The sequence below is a fragment of the Nonomuraea sp. NPDC002799 genome (assembly GCF_053592075.1).
This window is the reverse complement of the sequence record NZ_JBSFVA010000004.1, coordinates 39,015-59,831: the sequence shown is the minus strand read 5'-3', so window position 1 is coordinate 59,831 and position 20,817 is coordinate 39,015. Positions and strand designations below refer to the sequence as shown.

Below are 20,817 nucleotides of genomic sequence, written 5' to 3'. Positions count from 1 at the left end.
GCTCAGCGCTTCTGCAGGACGACGTCGGGCGCCCGGACGGCCCCGAGCACCCTGGTGACGATCGTGTCGGCGTCGACGTCGTCCGCCAGGGCCTCATAGGACAGCACGAGGCGGTGGCGCAGCACGTCGAGCGCGAGCTCGGACAGGTCGTGCGGCAGGACGTAGTCGCGGCCGCGCAGGAACGCCAGTGCCCGGGCGCCCGTGACGAGCGCGATGGACGCCCGCGGGCTCGCCCCGTAGGTGACGTACCGTTCCAGCTCGCCGAGCCCCGCCGTCGCGGGGGAACGCGTCACGGCGACCAGCCGTACCGCGTAGTCGACGATCGCCGGATCGACGTACACCTGCTGAGCGCGGGCCCGCATCGCGATCAGCTCCTCGGCCGTCACCATCGGCTGCGGCTGCTCGGGCGGACGCAGCGCCCGGTCGACGATCGCCTGCTCTTCGGCCTGCGTCGGATAGTCGACGACCACCTTCATCATGAAACGGTCGACCTGCGCTTCGGGCAGCGGGTAGGTGCCCTCCGACTCGATCGGGTTCTCCGTCGCCATGACCAGGAACGGCTCCGGCACCCGGAACGTCTCACGGCCGATCGTCACCTGATGCTCCTGCATCACTTCCAGCAGGGCGCTCTGCACCTTGGCGGGGGCGCGGTTGATCTCGTCGGCCAGCAGCAGGTTCGCGAACACCGGGCCGAGCTCGGTCTTGAACTCCCCGGAGTGCTGGTGGTAGACCCGCGTGCCCACAAGGTCGGCGGGCACCAGGTCGGGGGTGAACTGGACGCGCTGGAAACTCCCGGCGATCGCGGCGGCCAGCGACCGCACCGCGAGCGTCTTGGCCAGGCCCGGCACGCCCTCCACCAGCAGGTGACCGTCGGCGATCAGCGCGACGGCCATGCGCTCCAGCAAGGCGCCCTGCCCGACGATCGTGCGTTTGACCTCGAACAGCACATGTTCGAGCGGATGGGCCGACTCGGAGGACTTGGTCGAGGTCATATGGTGTTCCTTCTCGTGGCGCTTCGGTGGTGGCGCTTCGGTGGTGGCGCTTCGGTCAGGGCGGTTCGGTCGCGGCGGTTCGGTCAGATCAGGAGCCCGTCGCCTGGGCCGTCACCTTCACCGCCGCCCAGGGCCACGCCGATCGGCACCGCGAACGCGATGCCGGCGAACGCCTCGTCACCTCCCGGATCGGCGATCGAGACGACGATCCCGATGACCAGGCCGCGAGCGTCCAGGAGGGGACCGCCGGAGCTGCCCGGGTTGACGGAGGCGTCGAACTGGATGAGCCCGCTCAGGTCGCCGCCTACGGAGCTCCGGTTCAGGCCCGACACGACGCCGGTGGAGACGCTGTAGGTCAGGCCCAGCGGATTGCCGATCGCCACCACGGGCGCGCCCACGGTCACGGCGCCGCCGAGCGTCGCCGGCACGACGATCTCCGGCAACTGCGCGGGCTTGAGGGTCGCGACGTCGCGCTTGGGATTCGACGACACGACGACGGCCCTCGCCTTGGTGCCGTCAGCGAACGTGAGGTTGACGTCCTTCGTGCCCTTGATGACGTGGTGCGCCGTCAGAATCGTCCCGTCCTCGGCCGCGATCACCCCGGTTCCGAGCGACTTCCCGGCCTGGATGACCACCACCGACGGCCCGACCCTCTTGAAGACGTCGGGCACCGGGAGCGTCGCGCTGGGCGTCGGCGTCGCGCTCGGCCTGGGCGCGGCAGCTCCGCCGCTCCCCCCGCCGCTGCCCAGCCAGTACGCCAGCACCGCCACGACGACCAGCGCGCCACCTCCGGCGACGAACCGCCGAGCCCTTCCGGCTCCAGCTCCCTGAGCCTCGGCCGCACCCGCCTCCGGCGGCACGCGCTCCATTACCCCATATTCATAAATCTCAGTCGAAAGTGCTACAAAGTCCGCCTGAGAACTCCATGAGAACCGGCTCCGCCCTCAGCGCGCGCGAGCCGGCCGGCGTGGTCAGGTCGCCTGGAGAGGGCGGGGCCAGGCGGAGAAGGAGGCGTGCAGCGGAAGGATCATGGTGTGCGTGTCGCCGGCCACGACCGGCGAAGAGGAGAGCTGATGCCAGCCCGCACCCTCATAGAACCGGACCACGGCGGGACTGCAGGTCAGGAAGCCGAAGGACAACGCCAGACCGGCCAGCTCCGTGGCGGTCTGCGCGAGCAGCTTGCGGCCGAGGCCCCGGCCCTGGACATCGGGGTCGACCGCGACCAGGCCCACCTCGCCGACCAGCAGGCGCTCGCCGCTCTCACTCATCTGCTCGAACTGCCGCAGCAGGCCCAGATGGGCGACGGGGCGACCGTCCGCCATGCCGATCATGCGGGCCTCCGGACGGGCCCAGGCCCAGCTTCGCCTGCCACTGAAGATCCCCGCGTACGCCGGGTACGCCCGGGCCAGCATTCCGGCGAGGGCCTTGTGCGTGCCGGAGGAGACGTTGGTTTCCCGGACCATGGCCCATTGCAGGCGATCTTGACGATGCAGGCGTTTCACCTGGCCGTTCTATCACCCGCCGCACACCGGAATAGCCGTCCAAAAGATCACGAAGGCTGGTATTTTTCGTGATATGCGGTCGGAGGACTACCTCAGCACCAATGTCATGCGAGCCGGCTTCGCCGTCGACATGTCGAACATCGTGCGCGAACGTGCCCTGGGCGGCGAGCGCCTTGCTGACCTGCGCCGATTTCTCGGGCTGATCAAGGGCCTGGTGGCCTATACCAAGGATGCGTCGCTCAGGATCTACGGGGTGGCCGACTGGTCGCTGCTGCGCAAAAGCGACCTGTTGTCCGACGACGAACGCGACAGACTGCACCGCTGGCGGAAAGCCGGGCTGATCGAGGTCCTGGAGGGGGCGGACGGCCGGCTGATCGAGCTGGCGGAGACCGGCGGCCTGATGGTGGTGTGCTTCGACAATTACCTCGACTTCCACCGGAGTCACCCGTGGCTGCCCGGTAACGAGGACCGTTTTCTGCTGCCCTTTCTCGGGCCGCGGGGCATCAGCGTCCGGCCTCGGGAGATTCCGATCAGGCCGGAATGGCAGTTGTCGCGCAAGGAAGAGGAAAGCCTCCTGAAGAAGGAGGGGCTTTACGGTGCGCCGCGGCGGGAGCTGCTGAACCGGTTGTGGTTGTGCGCCGTACCCGGCTGTCCCCTGTTCGGTAAGGACCGGGGCGATCACCAGCCGCTGCCCCGCTACCGCTCCGGCTCGGCGCGATGCCCCAGTCACGGGCAGCCGCTCACGGACATCGGCACCCGCCCGCGCCGAGTCCAGGTGAAGGTACGCGTGGGCGACGGCGTCGCCACGCGCTTCACTCTCGATCCCGGTCAGACGATGAACGTGGGCCGGGCGCCGGGCCCGGAAGGATTCGCGCTCACGCCGGAGCTGGGCGTGGCGGCCGACTCCGGGATCAGCCGTGACCATGCCGGCCTGCGCTGGACAGGCTCGAAACTGTTCGTCACCGACCACAGCCGCTTCGGCACCCACGTCCGGCGCAACGGGGCCGAACCCTTCGCGCTGGCCAGAGGACGTAGCTGCCCGGTGCGGGCGGGTGACGAGATCATTCTGGCCGACGGGGTGGAGCTGCTGCTCAGCGGCCGGGAGTTCCTGTTCGAGGGGAGTTCGCCCGTGCCCACGCCTTCGGACGATCTGGCCGCGGAGGCGGCCCGTGTCACCCGGTTACCGCAGGGAGGCCAGGATGCCTGAGCAGGGTGACACGCTGTGCGGGCGCTACCGTCTGATCAGTGAGCTCGGCAGAGGCGGGATGGGGACGGTCTGGCTCGGCCACGACGAAGAGCTGAGCCGCGAGGTCGCCGTCAAACTGCTGAACCCCGGGGACGTCAAGCAGGAGCCGGTCGCCAGATTCAAGCGCGAAGCCCGCGTGATGGCGATGGTCAAGCACCCCAACATCGTGGTGATCCACGACGTGGGCGAAGATCAAGGCACTGTCTTCCTCGTCATGGAACGACTGCTCGGTGTCGATCTGAGCAAGCTCCTGCGCGAGCGGAACCCGCTGCCGATTCCCTCGATCGTGGAGTACGGCAGGCAGACCGCAGCCGCCTTGTCGTGCCTGCACGGTGCCCCCGCCACGGTGGTGCACCGCGACCTCAAACCGGCCAACCTGGTGCTCGATCAGGACGGCGTGCTGAAACTGTGCGATTTCGGCATCGCCTCGCTGCCCACCATGGACATGAGCCGGTACACCGGCACCGGCGCACCAATCGGCACCGTCGCTTACATGTCACCCGAGCAGTGCAGGAGTCATGAGGTAGGGCCGCCGTCCGATGTCTACTCCTTCGGCGTGGTGCTGTACGAGCTTCTCACGGGCAGATTGCCGTACTTCGTGGCCAACAGCAAAGCGGCGGCCTACATGAAACAGGTGCTGGACACGCTGCCTGCACCTGTGGAGGACCACCGGGCCGACACGCCCCCGGAGCTGGCCGAGCTGGTGCACGCGATGCTCGCCAAAGGAGAAGACGACCGGCCCGACGCGGCGGCCGTGCACGCCGCGTTGTCGAAGATGCGGGGCGGCACCGGACGAGGCGAGACGCACGAGGAGAACGACCTGCTCGCCGAGCTCGACAAGGTCCGCACCAGGCTCCAGGCCGGACGCCAGGCGGAGGCCGGGATGCGCCTGGTCCGGCTGATCGATCGAGCGGTGACCACGCTCGGCCCCGATCACGAGGTGACCCGGCGGATCCAGGCGTTCGGTGCGTCTAGTCAGACTCGGTGAGCTCCCATACCTTGACCGTGCCGACCACGCCGGAGAAGTCGGTGGGGAATTTCACGACCTTCAAGACCGCGACGCGCTCCTCGTCGGTGATGACGCACACGTAATCGCCCTTGACGGCCTTCGCCCTGTCGCTGCCCTGGGTTGACACGATCTCCCTGCACTGCTGCGGCGTGGGTTCCCCCGCTTCCGTCCAGACCCGCATCATGCCGTCTTGCGAGTGAAGCTGGGACAACGGCGCGGAGAGCGCTTCCCTGAGGTCTTCCGGAGTGCTGGGGTCCACGGCCGGAGGCACGGTGTCGAGGTCGATTCCGTCGTCATTGAAGCGGATCGTGCCACTCCACTGCACCTTTTCGGCCGGCGGGGTGCTCGGTTCTGGGGTGCTGGAGGCCGGGGGTGTCGTGGTCTGGCCGGAGGACTGCGGCGTACTGGTGGCGGGCAGCGCGGCCTGGTTGGAGGCAGGCTGGGATTGTTGCGGCTGGGCTCCTCCGCCGCCGCCGTTCAGTACCTGGATGGCCCATGCGCCCAGCCCGGCGCCCGCCAGTACGAGCCCTGCGGCGCCCGCCACGATGAGCGTGCGACCACGACCGGCCGACGGCCGAGATCCGGTGCGGGTGAGTGCGGCCGGCGACAGGGGCCCGGTGCCGGTGTGTGCGGCAGACGGCAGGGGCCCGGTGACGTGTTCGGGGACGGCCGGCACAGGTTCTGCCGCCGACGCGGACACGGCCGCCTGCCGCGTCTGGATCGCCTGGGCGAGCGCGGGAGGCAACGGCAGGCCCGGCATCGCGCAGGCCGCGATCACCTCCTCCAGCGTGGGGCGGTCCATCGGCTCGCTCGCCATGCAGGCGCTGATGATGCCGCGTAATTCCGGTGGGCAACCGGTCAGCGGCGGAACGCCGCTGTGGATCCGCAGCACGATGTCGAAATCGGGTCCCTCGCCGAAGGGCTGCCGGCCGGTGGCCACGTGGTACATGACCGCGCCGAGCGCGAAGACGTCGGTCGCCGGCGTCGTCGGCCGGCCGCGTACCTGTTCAGGGCTCATGTACTGCGGCGAGCCGACCGACGAGCCGCTCAAGGTGAGGTGGGTGCCGTCGGTCGCCCTGGCCACGCCGAAGTCGATGACTCTGGGGCCGTCCGTCCCGAGGATCACGTTGTTCGGTTTGAGGTCGCGGTGGATGATTCTGGCGGCGTGCACGGCTTGCAGGGCTTTGGCGACGGCGCCGGCCAGGTTCGCCACCACCGGCACCGGCAGGGGGCCGGCCAGACGGACGGCCTCGGCCAAAGACGGGCCCGGGATGTAGGCGGACGCCAGCCAGGGAGGCGTGGCGGCCGGATCGGCGTCCAGAAGCTGGGCGATGTAGATCCCGTTCACCTGCTGCGCGGCCCTGACCTCCTGGGCGAAGCGTGCGCGGAACGCCGGATCCTCGGCGAACTGCGGCCAGAGCATCTTGACCGCGACCGGCCGCCCGCCTGGGCTGAAGGACAGGAAGACCTGCCCCATGCCTCCGGCGCCCACCCGGGCACGCAACCGGTAGCCGCCGGCGGTTCGCGGGTCATTCTCACGCAGGGGTTCGAACACCTGATTCGTCACGGACAACCCCGTTCATACCCTCAGCCGAAATCCGCGCCAATTATAACGATCACCGCAATATACATACACACCAAGCGCACCAAGCGGCCAGACGGCAACAACTAGGCGATGGCCGACCATTTTCCGGAACTGCTGGTGTCCATCCATTCGAGGACTTACGGGAAAGAAGGAGTTGAAATGGGAGAAATCCCACCATTCGGGGGCACCGATACCAGCGCTCGCCCGAAGATCTGTTGGCTGGAGCCCTACCCCGACGTGCTGCTCAACGAGATCGCCGACCACCTGCCAGGGCCGGAGGCCCGCTACGAGGTCAGGGAGTCACTCTCCGCAGGAGCGCCGGATTGTGGCTGATTTCAGCCGCGCGTACGCGCAATCCTCGCAGATGACGCCGGGCCTGATCTCGTCATCCGCGAAGTCGCTGGACGATGTCACTTCTGCACTTCCCGTTCGGCAGCGTATTGACCGAACCTCACATCTGGGCGAGACCACCATCGACGAAGAGTTCAGCGCCTGTGGTGAAGGAGCTCTGGCCGGAGGCGAGGAAGAGCACGGCGGAAGCTACTTCGTCCGCATGCCCCAGTCGCCTGAGAGGGATGGAGTGGGCGAAGTCCTCCCTGAGTTCGCGCCTCGCATCGGCATCGTCGCCGGCGAAGCCGAGGAGGCCGGGGGTTTCGATGGGACCGGGGCTGATCGCGTTGACCCGGATTCCACGCCCCGCCAGCTCGGCCGCCCAGGACCGGGCGAAGTTGCGGGCAGCCGCCTTGGTGGCGCTGTAAACGCTCATCGCCGGAATCCCCTGGGAGGCGTTGGTGGAGGACGCGAGGATGACAGAGGCGCCGTCAGACAGGAGTGGCAGGGCCTTCTGCATGGTGAAGAACATGCCCTTCACGTTGATGGCGAACGTGCGATCGTATTCTTCCTCGGTGACCTCTTCGAGCGCCATGAGGCCGCCCACTCCCGCGTTCGCGAACAGAACGTCGAGCCGTCCGCTGCGTTCCTTGATGGTGGCGAACAGCGCGTCGAGGTCCGGCAGCCTGGAGACGTCGCTCCGCACACCGATGGCACCCGCGCCGATCGTCGCCACCGCGGCATCGAGTTCCGGCTCACGGCGCCCCGTGATGTAGACGGTGGCGCCTTCGCGCGCGAAGCGCTGGGCCGCACCCAGACCGATGCCGGCAGTCCCGCCTGTGACCAGGGCGATCTTCCCGTCAAGCTGTCCCATTGCCCGTCCTCCTTGAAGGGACATGTCCTGTGACGACTACAGCCGCAGGCCGCCTTCGCTATAAGTGAGATATGTGTTCTTACACTTACACAGGGCGATCGGCGGCCACGTATCGACGCACCCGGAGGCGCGGAACTCACCACGTGGACGAGGCACACCCCGTTCTCAGGGGATGGCCGGATGGCTCGGTCGCAGGCGTTGCCGGCGGCCCCAGGCGGCGAGCCGCCGGAGGGCGGCGTGGTCGGGGCTGCCCGGAGGCGCGGTGATGAGCACGACGATCTGTTCCTGATCGTCGACGCTGGTCAGCGCCTGCCAGTCGAGGTTGAACGGTCCGGCGATGGGGTGGTGGACGTGATTGTGGCCGAAGGGCTGCACCGTGACCAGGTGCTGGCTCCACCAGGTGCGGAAGTCGTCGTCGTGGACGGACAACTCGCCGACGAGTTCGTGCAGCCGGGACTGGTCAGGGTAGGCGCCGGCGGCCATGCGCAAACTGGAGACGGCTTCGCGGGCGCGGGCGGGCCAGTCGCTCTGCATGGCCCGGACCTGCGCGTCGAGGAAGATCATGCGGACGTAGTTACGATGTTTGGGCGGCAGGGCGGCGAGGTCGCCGAGCAGGGCCGCGGCGAGCTGATTCCAGGCCAGGACGTCCATGTAGCGGCCGAGCACCAGGGCGGGGGTGTCGACGAGGTTGGCCAGCAGCCGCACCGTTTGCGGGGTGACCCGCTGCTCGGCCGCGTCCGGCTGCTCCGCGACGACGGGGTCGGCGAGGTGGAACAGGTGCCGCTGCTGATCGTCGTTCAGCAACATGGCCCGGCCGATCGCGGTGAGGACCGCGCGGGAGGCGGTGCGGACCCTGCCTTGCTCCAGCCGGGTGTAATAGTCGGTGCTGATGCCGGCGAGCTGGGCGACCTCCTCCCGGCGCAGTCCGGGCACTCGGCGCGGGTAGGCCGGTTCGGGCAGTCCGTGCTCGGCTGCGGTGACTGCGGCGCGCCGGGCGGCCAGGAAGTCGGCCAGCAGCCCTTTCTGTGAAGCGAGGGGGGTACTGTCCGGGCTGTCCATGTCAGCCAATGATGGCATCCGGCTGGCCATACTTCCGGGGAAAACCATTCCCAGGAACAACTGGCTCTTCCAGCTCAGCACGTAGTCGGCAACGGTAGAGAAGGAAGGGCGGCCGACCCTGCAGAACTTGGAGGGGGGCTGTGGGGCCGGCCGCTCTCCGCTGCGCCAAGCGGTGCCGCAGGTTTCCCCGGGCCGGTGCGATGGCATGCAACACTTCGCGGTCTTTCCTTCTCTTGGAAGTGACGGACGAGGAAAGGCGACAGTGTTGGAGACAGACCCCCGCTTCGCCGACTTCGTCGCCACTCGCGGGGACGCGCTGCTGCGCTACGCCTATCTGCTCACCGGGAACCCGCATGACGCGGCCGACCTGGTCCAGGAGGCGCTGCTGAAGCTGTGGTCGGCGCTGGCCGAGCTGCCCCGCAAACAGCGTGCGGTGCTGGTGCTGCGCTACTACGAGCAGCTCGCCGACGCCGAGATCGCCTCGGTCCTGGGCGTCTCGCGCGGCACGGTACGCAGTCAGGCCTCCAGGGCCTTGGACAAGCTCCGCTCCGTCCTTCCCGCCGACACTGACAGGAGCACCTTGTGACCGACCTCGAAGATGCTCTCCGGCGAACGCTGATCCGAGCGGTCCCGTACGCTCCGCGCACGTCGGAGGCGCTGCTCACGCGCGTGGAAGCGCGTTATCGCGCCCGAAGGCGGCCCTGGAGCGCGCTGACCATCGCCGCGGCCGCCGTCGCCGCCGTCGCCACCGTGGTGAGCGTGACGGCCCTGGTCCAGCATCGAGCCGCGCCGGCCGGTCCGGCGACCGGCCGGGCCGTTCCGTCGGCTACGGCGACCGTCCGGCCCGTACCCGTGGGGACGGTCTGGCCCCAGGCCGTCACCCGCGTTCCGGCCCGGCTGCCGGACGGCCGCCGGTACGTGCCGCTGCGGTTCCTCGGTGACCGCACCCTGCTCGTCATGAGCTGGGACAGCCAGGAGAGGCGCGCGCTGCACAACTACGACCTGGCGACCGGAACGGCCGAGCAGATCACGTCGGTGACCGGCCGGTCGCCGGAGAACTTCGCCACGGGCGGGCACGACGTGGCCTGGTGGACCATCGACGGTGCGCGCGCCGCCGTCTGGGTCGCACCGCTGGCGGGCGGCCCGCCCCGGAAGGTGACCACCTTCCGGGGCGTCCCCGACCATCTGGCCGTCGCCGGCGGAAAGGTGTTCCTCTCCGCCACGAGCGGCGGTCTCTTCGCCGCGCCGCTGACCGGCGGCACCGCCGAGCCCGTCACCGAGGCCGGCGAAGCCTCCCTGCTGGACTATCCGTGGGTGGGTACGGACGAGCCGGCCTTCACCGACCTGCTCAACCTGCGAACCGGCAAGCGGAACCGCGCCGTCGTCCGTGCGGGTGAGAAGGACATCGTCTGTGACAGCGGCTACTGCGCGCTGTCGCGGGAAGGTCAGCGGTTCGTCCGCCGCCGCGACGGCTCCCAGGAGCGGCCCATGGGCCAGACCGGCATGCAGCCGGCCGTTCCCTTCGCCGGCCGTCTCCACCTGGCCGCCACCACCACCGGCTACGCACTCATCGACCTGGCCACCGGCAGGGCGGGCGACTTCGGCATCCGTCCGGGCGCGGACGGCGGGCTGGTCATCTCCGGGCTGGTCACCAACGGCAGGCTGATGAGCTACGAACTGGGCGCCGAGCGCATCGTCATCGATCTGAAGAACATCCCCTAGACCCCTCCTGAGGAGGCGCGGATTGATGACCGCTTCCGGCTTCGAACAGAGCGTGCCGGGTAGAGGGACGCGCATGGCCACATTAATAGACCGGGTACGCGCGTATCTGCGCAGCCCCAAAGGCAGAGCCAACGTCGAAAAGGCCAAGCGCATGGCCCGCGACCCCCGTAACCAGCAGAAGGCCAGGAGTTTCCTGGAGCGGTTCCGGGGGCGGCGTCACTGATATCCGGCGACCATCACTCTGAGGTCAGGACAGGGGCGGTGAGGCCGAGATCGGCGAGCGCGGCCGGCTCCGCCCAGGAGGGCACCGGATCGCACCGGATCGTGCTCGGCGGCGACGCCGGGCCCTTCACCGACCCGGACGGATTCGTGTGGGAGACCGCCTCCGCATGAGGCGGGATCACGACCGCGCTTCCTCGAACGCGGTGCCGACCTCCCCCGTGGTGAGGATGGCATGGGCGAAGGTGGGGCCGTTCAGTTCGTGGGCGGCGTGCATCATCTCGGGGAGAAAGGCGGCGGTGGCGTCGCGGACGAGCGTCACGTGATAGCCGAGCTCCATCGCGAAACGTCCGGTGGACTCGATGCAGGTGTTCGCCAGCACACCGGCGAGCACCACGTGGGTGATGCCGTGCTGTTTGAGCTGCATGTCCAGGTCGGTGTTGGCGAACCCGCTCTGCGCCCAGTGCTCATGGACGACGACGTCCCCCGCCCGCACCTGGAGGTCGGGGTGGAACTCGCCGCCCCAGGTGCCCCGGGCGAAGGAGTGCCGCTGCTGGATGCCGCGCTGGGTCGGATTCGGATGGTCCCAGGTGTCGTAGTCGCCGGGCTCCCAGCGGCGGTGCGGGACGAACATCACCTGGACGCCGGTCTCGCGGGCGGCGGCGATCAGCGAACGCAGGTGGTCCAGCAGGCCGACCTCCTTCGCCACGGGCTCCAGACGCGGCCAGAGCTTGCCGCCTTCGGAGATGAAGTCGTTGTAGGGATCGACCAGCAGCACCGCCGTGCGGCGGAGGTCGTAAGCCTGGGCCATGGTGTCTCCTTGGGTCACGGAGCAGGACGGCGCCGGCGCCGGGCTGCCGGGCGGACCTGCGCGGCGTCCGCCCCTTCAGCGGGTCTACCCGCGCCCGAGCATCGTGACCTGGGCGAAGACTTCTGTTTGGGTCATCGGGGACAGGCCGGAGCCTCGGCACGCCCTTCGCGGGCCTGCCGAGGCTCTCGGGTTCAGCGCGTCACTGGTTGCCGGATCGCGACAGGAACTTCAGGGCGGCTTCCAGGTATTCGGAACGCCTGCCGTGATCGGCGTCGATCGCGCGGCGGTCGGTGAGTATGGGCTTGTAGTAGTCCTCGACCAGCTGTTCCAGGCCGCGTCTCTCGTCGCGGGTGTCCGTCCGGTAGAGGACCACGCCCTTGAGACCGGGATAGCTCCGCCGATGCTGGCCGAGCCGGTCCTGCAGGTCGGTGGCCATGCCGGTCCTGACCACCTGCCCGTTCTCGGTCACCAGGGCGTAGACGCCGCCCCTGGCGTTCGGATCGCCGACGGTCCTGAAGTCCGCCGGGTTGATCCTGTCGGGCAGACCGAGACAGTTGACGTTGTGCACCAGGACCGGGGTGGCGGCCGCCAGCACGTAGTAGGTGTGCAGGCCGTCGACGGTCAAGTTGTGCACCCGCCGCGACGCGCTCCATGCGCTGATCGCGTCGACCCGCACGTACGTGCCGGCCGACGTCCGCAACCACATGCCGGGCTCGAGGGCTCCGGCGTCGACCCAGCGGCCCAGGCTCGCCACCCAGAACGGGTGGCCGTCGGTCGCGGTGATGCCGGCGGTCTCGCCGCCCTGCTCGCCGTCGACGTCCACGGTGACCTGCACCAGGCTCTTGGCGCCGTCGCCGGTGATGACGCCGGTGACGGGCCTGGGTTCGGTGCGGCCGGTCGCGGGGTCGGTGGCGAGGACCTCGTCACCGATCTCGATCTCCTCGATCGGCCGGGTGCTGCCGTCGGCCATCAGGACGCCGGTACCGGGGGCGAAGCTGTTGAACGCGCACCCGCCGGGAGCGTCGGTCCTGCGGAATCGCTGGGCGATGTCGCTGGCCCTGTCGCCCACGTAGTCGACGGCGCGGCGGCCGACCGAGGTGTTGGCGACCCAGCCGGCGGTGCGTTCGACGACTCTCAGCCTGCTCAGGGCGGCCTCGGCGCCTGCTTCGACCGCCACCCAGCCGGCTTCCGTGGCCCCTTCCTGCCAGGTCTTGCGGCCCTCGGCGACGTCGCTGACCGTGCTCGCGATGCTTCTGGCGCCCTGGTAGGCGCTGTAGGCGGTCATGCCCCACATGACGCCCTTGCCGACCAGGATGGCGGCGGGGACGAGGAAGACAAGGTTGCCGTCGGGGTCGGTGTTCTGGACGGGATTCTGATAGCCGTAGCCGTACAGGTTGAGGTTGCCCGGGTTGTAGACGCCGTCGTTGCCCTCGCCGGCGAGATAGTCCTCGACGATGGGATCGGCGGACTTCCACAGGCCCATGCGCGCGTCGTAGTAGCGGGCGCCGTGGTAGTAGTAGCCGGTCTCCGGGTCGAGCTCCTTGCCAGTGAACTGGTACGGGTTCGGCTGACCGGGGCTCTCCTCGACCCACGTCTCACCACCGGGGAAGTAGTTGAGGTGCTCGGCCAGCCGCCCGGTGCCGTCGGTGCCGAAGGTGGTCGAGCCGATCTGGTCGCCGTGGTAGAAGAACTGGTCCTTCTCGAAGGCGGCACCCGGCTTGGCCGTCTTCGAGGCGATCCGGGTGGTGCCGACGAAGACGTGCTTGTACTCGGTCTCGTTGCGGGCCGTGAAGTTCTGGTTCGGGTACAGGGTGGTCTGGGGGCCGTCCTTGACGACCCGCCCGCCCTGGTCGTCGTAGGTGAAGCGGACCGTGGGCGGCTTGCGGTGGTCGTCGCAGGCGGAGGGGTCCTGCGGCTGGGTGTCGTTCTTGGCGGTGTCGTGCACGCAGGCCAGGCGGTTGTCCTCATCCCAGATCAACTGCCGGCGGGGTTTGCCGGGCGTGTCGGAGTCCTGGTCGATGAGGTTGCCGTTGTCGTCGTAGCGCAGCTTGTCCGGGCCCACCTCGGTGGGCGCGTGCGGGCGCGAGCCGAAGCCGTACTCGTGCGTGTAGGTGGTGTCCTGCTGCACGTGCTCGTTGCCGTCGGCCCCGATGACGGCGTGGCGCTGGTGCTTGCCGACGATGTTGTGGATCGTGTCGTACGTCAGGCGGAACGCGTACGAGTCGGTCTTGTGGATGTCCGGCGTGTACTGGCCACTGGCCTGGGTGAGCCGGTACAGGTTGTCGTAGATGTAGGTCTGCGTGGACGGCCCGCCCAGCTTGGGCGTGGTGGAGCTGTCGGGGATGCTGGTGTCGTTCTGCAGCCGGGTGATGTTGCCGACGTCGTCGTAGCTGTAGCGGTAACGCTGGAACTCGTACCCGGTCGGCAGCGTGGAGCTGAGCAGTGCCAGGCTCCGGTCGGCGGCGTCGTAGGCGAACGTGGTGGTGGTGCCGTTGCCCAGCGCCATGCGGACCCGCTGCTCGAACTTGTCGTACTGCATGTCGCGCAGATACGGGTAGGTATGGCCGCCCTTGACACCGGTGGCCGAGATCACCTGCCCGCCGGAGTCGTAGCCGTAGGTCAGGACCTCCCCGTCGGGGTAGGTGAGCTGGCGCACCCGGCCGAAGCTGTCGTAGCGGTAGGCCGTGGTGAAGATCTTGGTGTGCGGGCCGGGGCCGGGCAGCGTCTTGGTCTCGGCGACGACCTCGCCGAGCGGCCCGTACTGGCGGGTGGTCACGCCGCCGGCGTCCTCGATCTTGGTCATCCGGCCCGCGCCGTTGTACTCCGCGCCCGGCGCGCCGTAGGTGTAGCGGATGTCGTTGTCGTTGAAGATCGGATAGTCGACCTTGACCAGCCGGGTGAAGTCGTACTCGTAACTGATCTTCTTGTCCCGGTCCGCCAGGTTGGCGCTGACCTTGCTGGTCATGTTGCCGGCCAGGTCGTAGCCGGTGGTGGCGCGGCCGGCGTCGGGGCTGGTCACCGTGGTGCGGCGGCCGAAGTCGTCGTAGGCGGTGGTGGTCTGGTTGTTCTGGTCGTCGGTGACCTTGGTGAGCTGGCGCAGCGGGTCGTAGACGTAGTTCGTCCACAGCGGCGGGCCGCCGTTGACCGGGTTCGGCTCGCGGATGGAGGTGATCTGCTCCCGCACGTCGGTGAAGGTGGCCTTGGTGTTGCCCTCGGCGTCGGTCACCGCACTGGAGAACTGCCGGGTGCCGGAGCGGTCGTTGCCGAAGCCGTAGGCCGTGGTGCTGCCCGTGCCGTCCGGCAGGACGGTCCGCACCATGCGGTCCAGCACGTCGAAGTCGTTGACGGTCGGGTAGACCCGGTCGAAGGCCGCGTTGAACGCGAGGTTGCCCGCGCCCTTCGCCTCGCTGACCGGGTAGGACTGCTCGGCCGTGCGGCCGAACTCGTCGAAGACCGTTCGCCCGGAGACCGTCATCGCGTCGGCGCCGCCGATCCTGGCGTCCTTCTTGGTCTGCACGACCCGGGCCAGGCCGTCGACGAAGGTGACGGTGTCGATGGTGTCGGTCTTGACCGTTCCGTCCGCGGCGCGGTCCAGGTGGCGGGTGACGGCGTACGGGACCGTCGCCTCGGGGTGGTACTCGAAGGCGATGGTCGGCTTTCCGGCTCCGTGGTCGTGCGGGCCGGTCAGGGTGGCGATCCGTCCGACGTCGTCGTAGGTGTAGACCAGCCGCTGGTTGTTGATGTCGACCGAGGTCTCGATCGCACCGAACTTGAGGTTGTACGTGGCCGAGGACGCGTAGCCGTAGCTGTCCCGGGTCGAGATGACGTAGGAGCCGGTCGTCTCGTCGTAGCCGTAGGTCTGCTGGTAACGCTGTCCCTTGTGGTTGGCCGGCCCGGTCAGCGTGGCCAGCATGCCGTCCGGGTGGTAGGTCGCGTCCGTCACCGCGACCTTCTGGTCGTCCAGCCTGGCCCGATGCCGGGTCAGGTTGCCGGTGGCGCAGTCGAGGTCGGCGTCGCTGCGCCGCATCACCTTGCCGCCGCCACGCACCTCGGAGGAGATGGCGACACCGACGACGTAGGTGGCGGCGCAGGCGGCGAAGCCGGTGGCCGTGACCACGTCGTCGGCGGCGCCGCTCTCGCCGTAGTCGGTGTTCTTGGTGAGGTTGCCGTACTTGTCGTAGACCATCTCGGTGCGGGTCTGCTTGCCCGGTGTGCTCTGACCCTCGTACCAGCGCTGGTCCGCGCGGACCAGCATGGGGAAGATCGCCGCGCTGGTGCTGGCGCCGTTGCCGGTCCCGCCGGTGGCGACGTCGCGCAGCTCGTACGTCTGCAGCGTCTCGACGAACGGCTTGGCCGCCCCGTCGGCCGCGAGCGTCCGGGTGACCAGGCCGCGCGTGTAGTAACTGCGGTTGTCGTACTCGGAGGTGGCGGTCCGGTAGACGGCGCCGGCGCGGTCGCGGCTCTGGGTCGTCACCGTGGCGTAGCCGCGGAACTCCCGCTCCAGCCGGTCGAACACGCCGCCCGCGTAGGTGAAGGTGCTGTGCTGGACGTCCGGGCCGTCGCCGGCCAGGCCGTCGTGGACCTTGACCGAGCTCAGCACGAACCGCGAACTCGGCAGCTCGTAGGTGTTGCCGTCCCGGGTGTAGTCGATCTCGATGGTGGAACCCAGGGGCCTTCTGACGCTCTTGAGCAGGTTGGTGCGGCCGGTCTGGTTGGCCGCCACGGTGAGCTGGTCGTCCGCGTTCGAGGCCAGGTGGTCGGCGAAGCCGTCGCCGTTGATGTCCCGGATGATCTGCGTGGCTCGTGACGCGCCGGTCGAGGTGTCGGCACCGGGGTTGATGATGACGAACCCGCCGAACCCGAACGCGATCGGGATCGAGACGGTGAAGTACGCTCCCGCGCCCAGCCGGGCGTTGACGTCGCTGTTCAGCCCGGACAGGCTGCCGCCGAAGTCGACGGGGGCGGCGAACCCGCTGCCGGTGTTGATCGCCACCTTGATCGGCGAGCCGGCGAAGACCCGGTCGGCCAGGTTGTCGCCGTTGACGTCGGCCAGGGTGGCGGAGGTGGTGCTGTCGCCCTGGTTGAGCGACGCGCCGCCGGCGAAGCCGTAGAAGTCGGTGTTGAAGCCGACGTTGACGCCGGAGTTGCCGCTGCTGCCGTCGTTGAGCGGCCCGCCCGGCCACGGCTCCGGCGCGGCGAAGCGGTAGCCGAGGTTCAGCGCCGCGCGCCCGTCCTCGAAGACCCGGTCGGGCAGGCCGTCGCCGTTGATGTCCAGCAGGTCGCTCTCGGCGTCCGAGGTGCCGGAGCCGAGGTTGCCGCCGAGTCCCAGGGGCGGCATGTCGTTGCCGGTGGAGGAGGTGTTGGCCGACCTCGCGCCACTGGGCGCGGCGTCGCCGCGGCCGGTGGTGATCGTCCGGGCCGCGCTGCCCGCGCTGGCGTTGCCCGACACGTTCTCGGAGGACCGCACGGCCCCGCCGGGCAGGTCGCCCCGGGTGGCGCCGAGCACGCCGGACGGGTCGGTGTACTGGATGCCGCCGGTGCCGACCACGTCGGGGAAGTTGTCGCCGTTCATGTCGAGGTAGTCCAGCTCGCCGGTGGAGGTGCCCCTGGCGACGCTGCCGCCGACGGTGCCCACGCCGCCGCCGACGCCGCCGGTCACCGAGATCTGCTGCGAACGCGACATCCTCGGCACCGCCCGCACGCCGGAGACGTCGGCCGTGGTGGGCAGCCCGATCGCCTGCCCGCCCAGCCGCGAGCTGGTCACCGTCGCACGGGAGATCCACAGATCCTCGCCCGACGCCCAGCGGTCGCGGTCCGGCTGCGGCACGAAGAGGATCGCCTTCGGCGGGGTGACCCGCGGGTCCTGCTCGAACGCCGCGCGATCCCGGTCCACGTCGACGTCCTGCGGCAGTTGCGCCTGGATGTCGTCCACCTTCACCAGGTCGGCCTGGCGGATCGGCTGGGTGGCCCGGTCGCCGTTGCCGTTGTAGCCGACGTAGGCCCAGCCTCGGTACGGGCGGCCGTAGACGCCCTCGGGGGCGGGCTCGTACACCGTGGCCGCCGCGTCGGCGCCGTTGACCAGCACCGACGCCCCGGTGAGCAGGCCGGGCGCGGTGGTGGTGAACTCGAAGAACAGTTTGTCGCCGGCCGCGGCCTCGACCTGCACCGGGACCGGTTCCGAGCCCAGGGTGACGCTCTGCTTGGCCAGCAGCGCGCCCTGCTTCTTGACCGTGAAGACCACCTGGCCGGTGGCGCCGTCCGCGACGACCGGCTGCGGCGTGACGCTCAGCGGCCCGGCGGCGGAGACGTCGTACGGCTGCGGCGGCGCCGAGGCGGTGAAGACCGGGTAGGTGTCGATGTCGTACGGCGCGCTGAACTCCTGCCCGAACTCATCCGGCACGGGCGAGGTCTCGGTGTAGGCGGCGGTGGGCTGCCACGTCAGCGTGGTCACGTCGATCGGCGAGTCCGTCTTGACCCGCCACGCCAGCTCCTGCCCCTGGCTCACCTGGATCGTCGCCGCCACCGGCACCTCACCGGTGAATCCGGCCGCCACCTGCTTCTCGAAGACGGTCGCATTCGCGCGGGTGATGCGGATGGTGAGGTCGTCGGTGGTGACGGCGCTCTTGGTGAGCGCGCCGGCCAGGTTCAGGGTGCCGTCCCTCGGGACCGTCACCGTGGCCGCGCGCCCGGCCAGCGTGAAGTCCGCCGACGCGGTGTAGGAGGTCAGCGACAGGCCGTTGGCGTCGGCGGTCTCCGGCAGGCTCGTGTAGGTGACCTTCGGGTCCCAGGTCACCCGGTCGGCGGAGCCGTCCTGGACCGAGCCGACCCGGAAGTACAGGTGCTCGCCCTTGCCGACCTGGATCGTGTCCACCCCTTGCGGGGCGTGCTCGGCATGGTCGGTGACGCGGGCCGACCACAACTCGTCGTCCTGGTGCTGGACGGCCACCCGGACCCCGTCGGGGTCGGCGAACGCCGGCAGCTCGCCCTCGACCTCGGCCAGCTTGACGGCGCCGGTGACGCTGACCGTGCCATCGAACGGCGCGGTCCACCGGCGCACCGTGTCCACCAGCGGGAACGACTGCTCCCGCCGCTCGCGGTCGGCCGCGTAGTCGGGCAGCAGGCCGTCGGCGTCCACCTCGCTGTCGCCGATCGGCACCGGGGTGTCGGACGCCGCCCCGAACACCGGCACTCCGTCAGGGCCGATCCGGCCGAACAACACGCTGTCGCGGTTGACCAGGTCGGTGATGCCGTCGGCGTTGACGTCGCTGAAGTACCGGTCCTGGGTGCTGATCGTGTCCACGTAGTCGAGCTGCACCGCCGCGGCGCCCGGGTACGCTTCGGCGCCGACCGTGCGGGAGCTGGAGCTCTGCGCGAAGATGCCCGGCAGGTTGCGCAGCGGCGTGGTCTGCTCGGCGAAGCGGAGCTCGCCGCCGGGCCGCGACAGGTTCTTGCGGAAGACGTACCCGCCGCCGCCCCGGAAGACCTTGTCCGGCAGGGAGTCGCCGTCCACGTCCGCCAGAGCCAGCAGGCCCTCGTCCGAGCTGCGGCTGAAGCCGGTCTTCACACCGACCGAGTTGCGCTTGCTCGGCAGCGGCCCCCACCCGGTGTACAAGTGGCCGCCCGCGCTGGTCGAGGTGTTGCCGTTCAGCGCGCCCGCCTCACCCGCGCCGGGCCGCACCCCGTTGACCAGACCGTTGGACAGGCCGTCGTCCGGCGAGGCCCAGGTCACCCGCTCGAAGGCCGTGTACGTGCCGGCGGCGTCGCGGATGTCGTCGTAATAGCCCAGCTCATGGCTGTCGAACAACTTCCCGGCGGCGTCGTACTGCTGAATCGTCTTCAGCAGCGTCTTGTTGAAGGCGCCCTCGGTGTAGACGAAGTCGTAGCGGCGGACCAGTTCGTCGCTCAGCCGCACCTCGATCCGGCGCAGCAGGTCGGCCTGCACGCGCTTGAACCCGCCCAGCGCGTCGATCAGCACATCGGGCCGGCGCTGCTCGGACAGCTCACGGTCGCGGACGAACGTGACGGCGTACGGGCCGTCGGCGTCCCCGCGCCCGGTGTAGGTGATCTTCTTCGGGTAGAGCGCGCGGCCGGCGACCGATCCGCCCGCCACCCCGGCGTCCTCGACGGTCACGTGCTGGTAGCGCATCGTGTTGCCGTTGAGGTCGCGCATCTCGCGCAGCGCCCAGGAGAAGACGTTGCCGGCGTCGTCGGCCAGCGTGGCGCCGTCGCCGCCGTACAGCCACTTCGTGCCGGACTTGTCGGTCACCTCCCACCGGTAGTTCTTCGGCGAATCACCCTTGCGTACGATCTGCGCGAACCGGCCCTCCACCCGCTGGTGGAACACCTTGTCGGCGGTACGGGGCCGCGCCGCGCCGCGGTGCGCCACCGGGGCGAGCTGCTCACCGCCGAGCGTGTACGTCTCGGTCTCGTTCTCGGCGGAGTAACGGGGCACGCCCCACCGCGTGTCGATCGAGATCGACGGCAGCGCCAGGTTCCAGCCCACGCCCATCCAGCCGTTGGCCGCCGACGACGCGTAGTCCACGGTCAGCGACGGCTCCACGCCCGCCCGGCCGGCCGGTGTCTCGATCGGGTACGACGTCCGGGCCTCGCCGAGATCGGTGGCCGTCGGCGCGCCGACCTGGTTCACGTTCGCGGACGGGTCGGCGGCCTGGATGCCACTGATCTTCGTCGGGTCGAACGAGACCTGATCCGGGCCCTCCGGGGGGTTCACCGTGGCGTTCACCATGTCGGTGAAGTGGTCGGTCTTGGAGACGATGAGCTGCTGCTCGGTGTCCACCGCGACCCGCAACAACGCCCGCCAGCAACTGCTCTGCTCGTCGAAGAAGAAGGTCCGCACGTCCTGCGGCGTCAGCCCGGCCGTCGCCAGCTTCGCCGGGTCGTACGGCAGGCTGATCGTGATGTCCTGCTCGAACGTGAACGGCGTCGGCGTGAACCGGTAGCCGGCGCGCGGCCCCTCGGTCACGTTCTCCATCCCGGCGCCCAGCACCGGCACCTGCCCCTCGGTCAGGGGGGTGATCCCGATCTCGGCCGGCTCGTCCAGCGCCGTGCTGCCGAGGTCCAGCCGGACGTCGTCGTAGGTGATCGTCTTGGCCGACTTGGCGTCGGCGGTGGTCCGATAGGCCTGCGGAACGGGCGCCGCCAAGGGCGTCTGGCTGAGCGGAACCTGCGCCGGCGCCGGCGCACCCGGCACGCAGTCGGGCGAGACCGACTGCGCGGTCGCGCTCTGCGTCGCCACCGAGGCCAGCCCGGTCGTCAATAAGGATAAACAGGTGACCACGCATAAGACACGCGAGCGCAGGCTGATCACGTTCACCACTCCAAGCTCGGGACAGTGCACTGAGGGGGTGCGAGAGCTGAGGTGCAGGACCTGGCATAAGAGCGGCATAAGTGATCAGGGCCGCGCCTTACAGATAACACCGGCATCACTCGTTGTCCAGTGGCGAGTTC

15 protein-coding genes are annotated in these 20,817 nt (G+C 69.5%); 7 read left to right on the top strand and 8 right to left on the bottom strand.

The genetic code is table 11. The annotated features are described in order from the left end of the window. Positions 1-2 precede the first annotated feature (2 nt). The 3 genes from ACWD0F_RS09735 to ACWD0F_RS09725 all read right to left on the bottom strand — a co-directional run bounded on the left by ACWD0F_RS09735 (position 3) and on the right by ACWD0F_RS09725 (position 2,494). Positions 3-992, bottom strand: coding sequence for an AAA family ATPase (locus ACWD0F_RS09735; protein WP_449873691.1), 990 nt, complete (start codon positions 990-992; stop codon positions 3-5). Positions 993-1,075: 83 nt separating this feature from the next. After that, on the bottom strand, positions 1,076-1,861 hold the full coding sequence (locus tag ACWD0F_RS09730; protein ID WP_449873689.1) for a S1C family serine protease: 786 nt from the start codon (positions 1,859-1,861) through the stop codon (positions 1,076-1,078). Between the two features lie 102 nt (positions 1,862-1,963). Continuing rightward, positions 1,964-2,494 (bottom strand): GNAT family N-acetyltransferase, encoded by a 531-nt coding sequence (locus ACWD0F_RS09725; RefSeq protein WP_449873687.1) that lies wholly within the window; start codon positions 2,492-2,494, stop codon positions 1,964-1,966. Positions 2,495-2,567: 73 nt separating this feature from the next. Here ACWD0F_RS09725 and ACWD0F_RS09720 point away from each other — a divergent pair, with 73 nt between their 5' ends. Further along, positions 2,568-3,701 (top strand): FHA domain-containing protein, encoded by a 1,134-nt coding sequence (locus tag ACWD0F_RS09720; protein WP_449873686.1) that lies wholly within the window; start codon positions 2,568-2,570, stop codon positions 3,699-3,701. Then, positions 3,694-4,728 carry a serine/threonine-protein kinase gene (locus tag ACWD0F_RS09715; protein WP_449873684.1) on the top strand — a complete coding sequence of 345 codons (1,035 nt, stop codon included), beginning with the start codon at positions 3,694-3,696 and terminating at the stop codon, positions 4,726-4,728. The genes ACWD0F_RS09720 and ACWD0F_RS09715 overlap by 8 nt, the downstream gene beginning before the upstream one ends. Here ACWD0F_RS09715 and ACWD0F_RS09710 read toward each other — a convergent pair. Next, positions 4,712-6,316 carry a protein kinase domain-containing protein gene (locus ACWD0F_RS09710; protein WP_449873682.1) on the bottom strand — a complete coding sequence of 535 codons (1,605 nt, stop codon included), beginning with the start codon at positions 6,314-6,316 and terminating at the stop codon, positions 4,712-4,714. The two genes, ACWD0F_RS09715 and ACWD0F_RS09710, sit on opposite strands and share 17 nt — an antisense overlap. Positions 6,317-6,424: 108 nt before the next feature. On the opposite strand from ACWD0F_RS09710, the gene ACWD0F_RS09705 reads away from it, so the two are divergent. After that, positions 6,425-6,667 (top strand): hypothetical protein, encoded by a 243-nt coding sequence (locus ACWD0F_RS09705; protein ID WP_449873680.1) that lies wholly within the window; start codon positions 6,425-6,427, stop codon positions 6,665-6,667. A 118-nt stretch (positions 6,668-6,785) separates the two neighbouring features. On the opposite strand, the gene ACWD0F_RS09700 is transcribed toward ACWD0F_RS09705, so the two are convergent. After that, complete coding sequence (locus tag ACWD0F_RS09700; protein ID WP_449873678.1) at positions 6,786-7,538, bottom strand: glucose 1-dehydrogenase; 753 nt, start codon at positions 7,536-7,538, stop codon at positions 6,786-6,788. 165 nt (positions 7,539-7,703) lie between these two features. After that, on the bottom strand, positions 7,704-8,597 hold the full coding sequence (locus ACWD0F_RS09695) for a helix-turn-helix domain-containing protein (RefSeq protein WP_449873676.1): 894 nt from the start codon (positions 8,595-8,597) through the stop codon (positions 7,704-7,706). Positions 8,598-8,859: 262 nt separating this feature from the next. Between ACWD0F_RS09695 and ACWD0F_RS09690 the strand changes: the two genes are divergently transcribed. From ACWD0F_RS09690 to ACWD0F_RS09675, 4 genes are all read left to right on the top strand, one after another. Further along, entirely contained in the window at positions 8,860-9,183 is a 324-nt protein-coding gene (locus tag ACWD0F_RS09690; protein WP_449873674.1) for a sigma-70 family RNA polymerase sigma factor, read from the top strand. After that, complete coding sequence (locus tag ACWD0F_RS09685; protein WP_449873672.1) at positions 9,180-10,319, top strand: hypothetical protein; 1,140 nt, start codon at positions 9,180-9,182, stop codon at positions 10,317-10,319. Before ACWD0F_RS09690 ends, ACWD0F_RS09685 begins: the two co-directional genes overlap by 4 nt. Positions 10,320-10,392: 73 nt before the next feature. Continuing rightward, positions 10,393-10,542: a hypothetical protein gene (locus tag ACWD0F_RS09680; RefSeq protein ID WP_449873670.1), complete on the top strand. Its 150-nt coding sequence runs from the start codon at positions 10,393-10,395 to the stop codon at positions 10,540-10,542. Between the two features lie 38 nt (positions 10,543-10,580). Then, entirely contained in the window at positions 10,581-10,712 is a 132-nt protein-coding gene (locus ACWD0F_RS09675) for a hypothetical protein (RefSeq protein ID WP_449873668.1), read from the top strand. Between the two features lie 7 nt (positions 10,713-10,719). Here the strand turns inward: ACWD0F_RS09675 and ACWD0F_RS09670 are convergent, their stop codons facing one another. Together ACWD0F_RS09670 and ACWD0F_RS09665 are read right to left on the bottom strand one after the other, a co-directional pair. Continuing rightward, on the bottom strand, positions 10,720-11,349 hold the full coding sequence (locus ACWD0F_RS09670) for an isochorismatase family cysteine hydrolase (protein WP_449873666.1): 630 nt from the start codon (positions 11,347-11,349) through the stop codon (positions 10,720-10,722). Positions 11,350-11,548: 199 nt separating this feature from the next. Beyond that, complete coding sequence (locus ACWD0F_RS09665; protein WP_449873664.1) at positions 11,549-20,683, bottom strand: SpvB/TcaC N-terminal domain-containing protein; 9,135 nt, start codon at positions 20,681-20,683, stop codon at positions 11,549-11,551. Positions 20,684-20,817 lie beyond the last annotated feature (134 nt).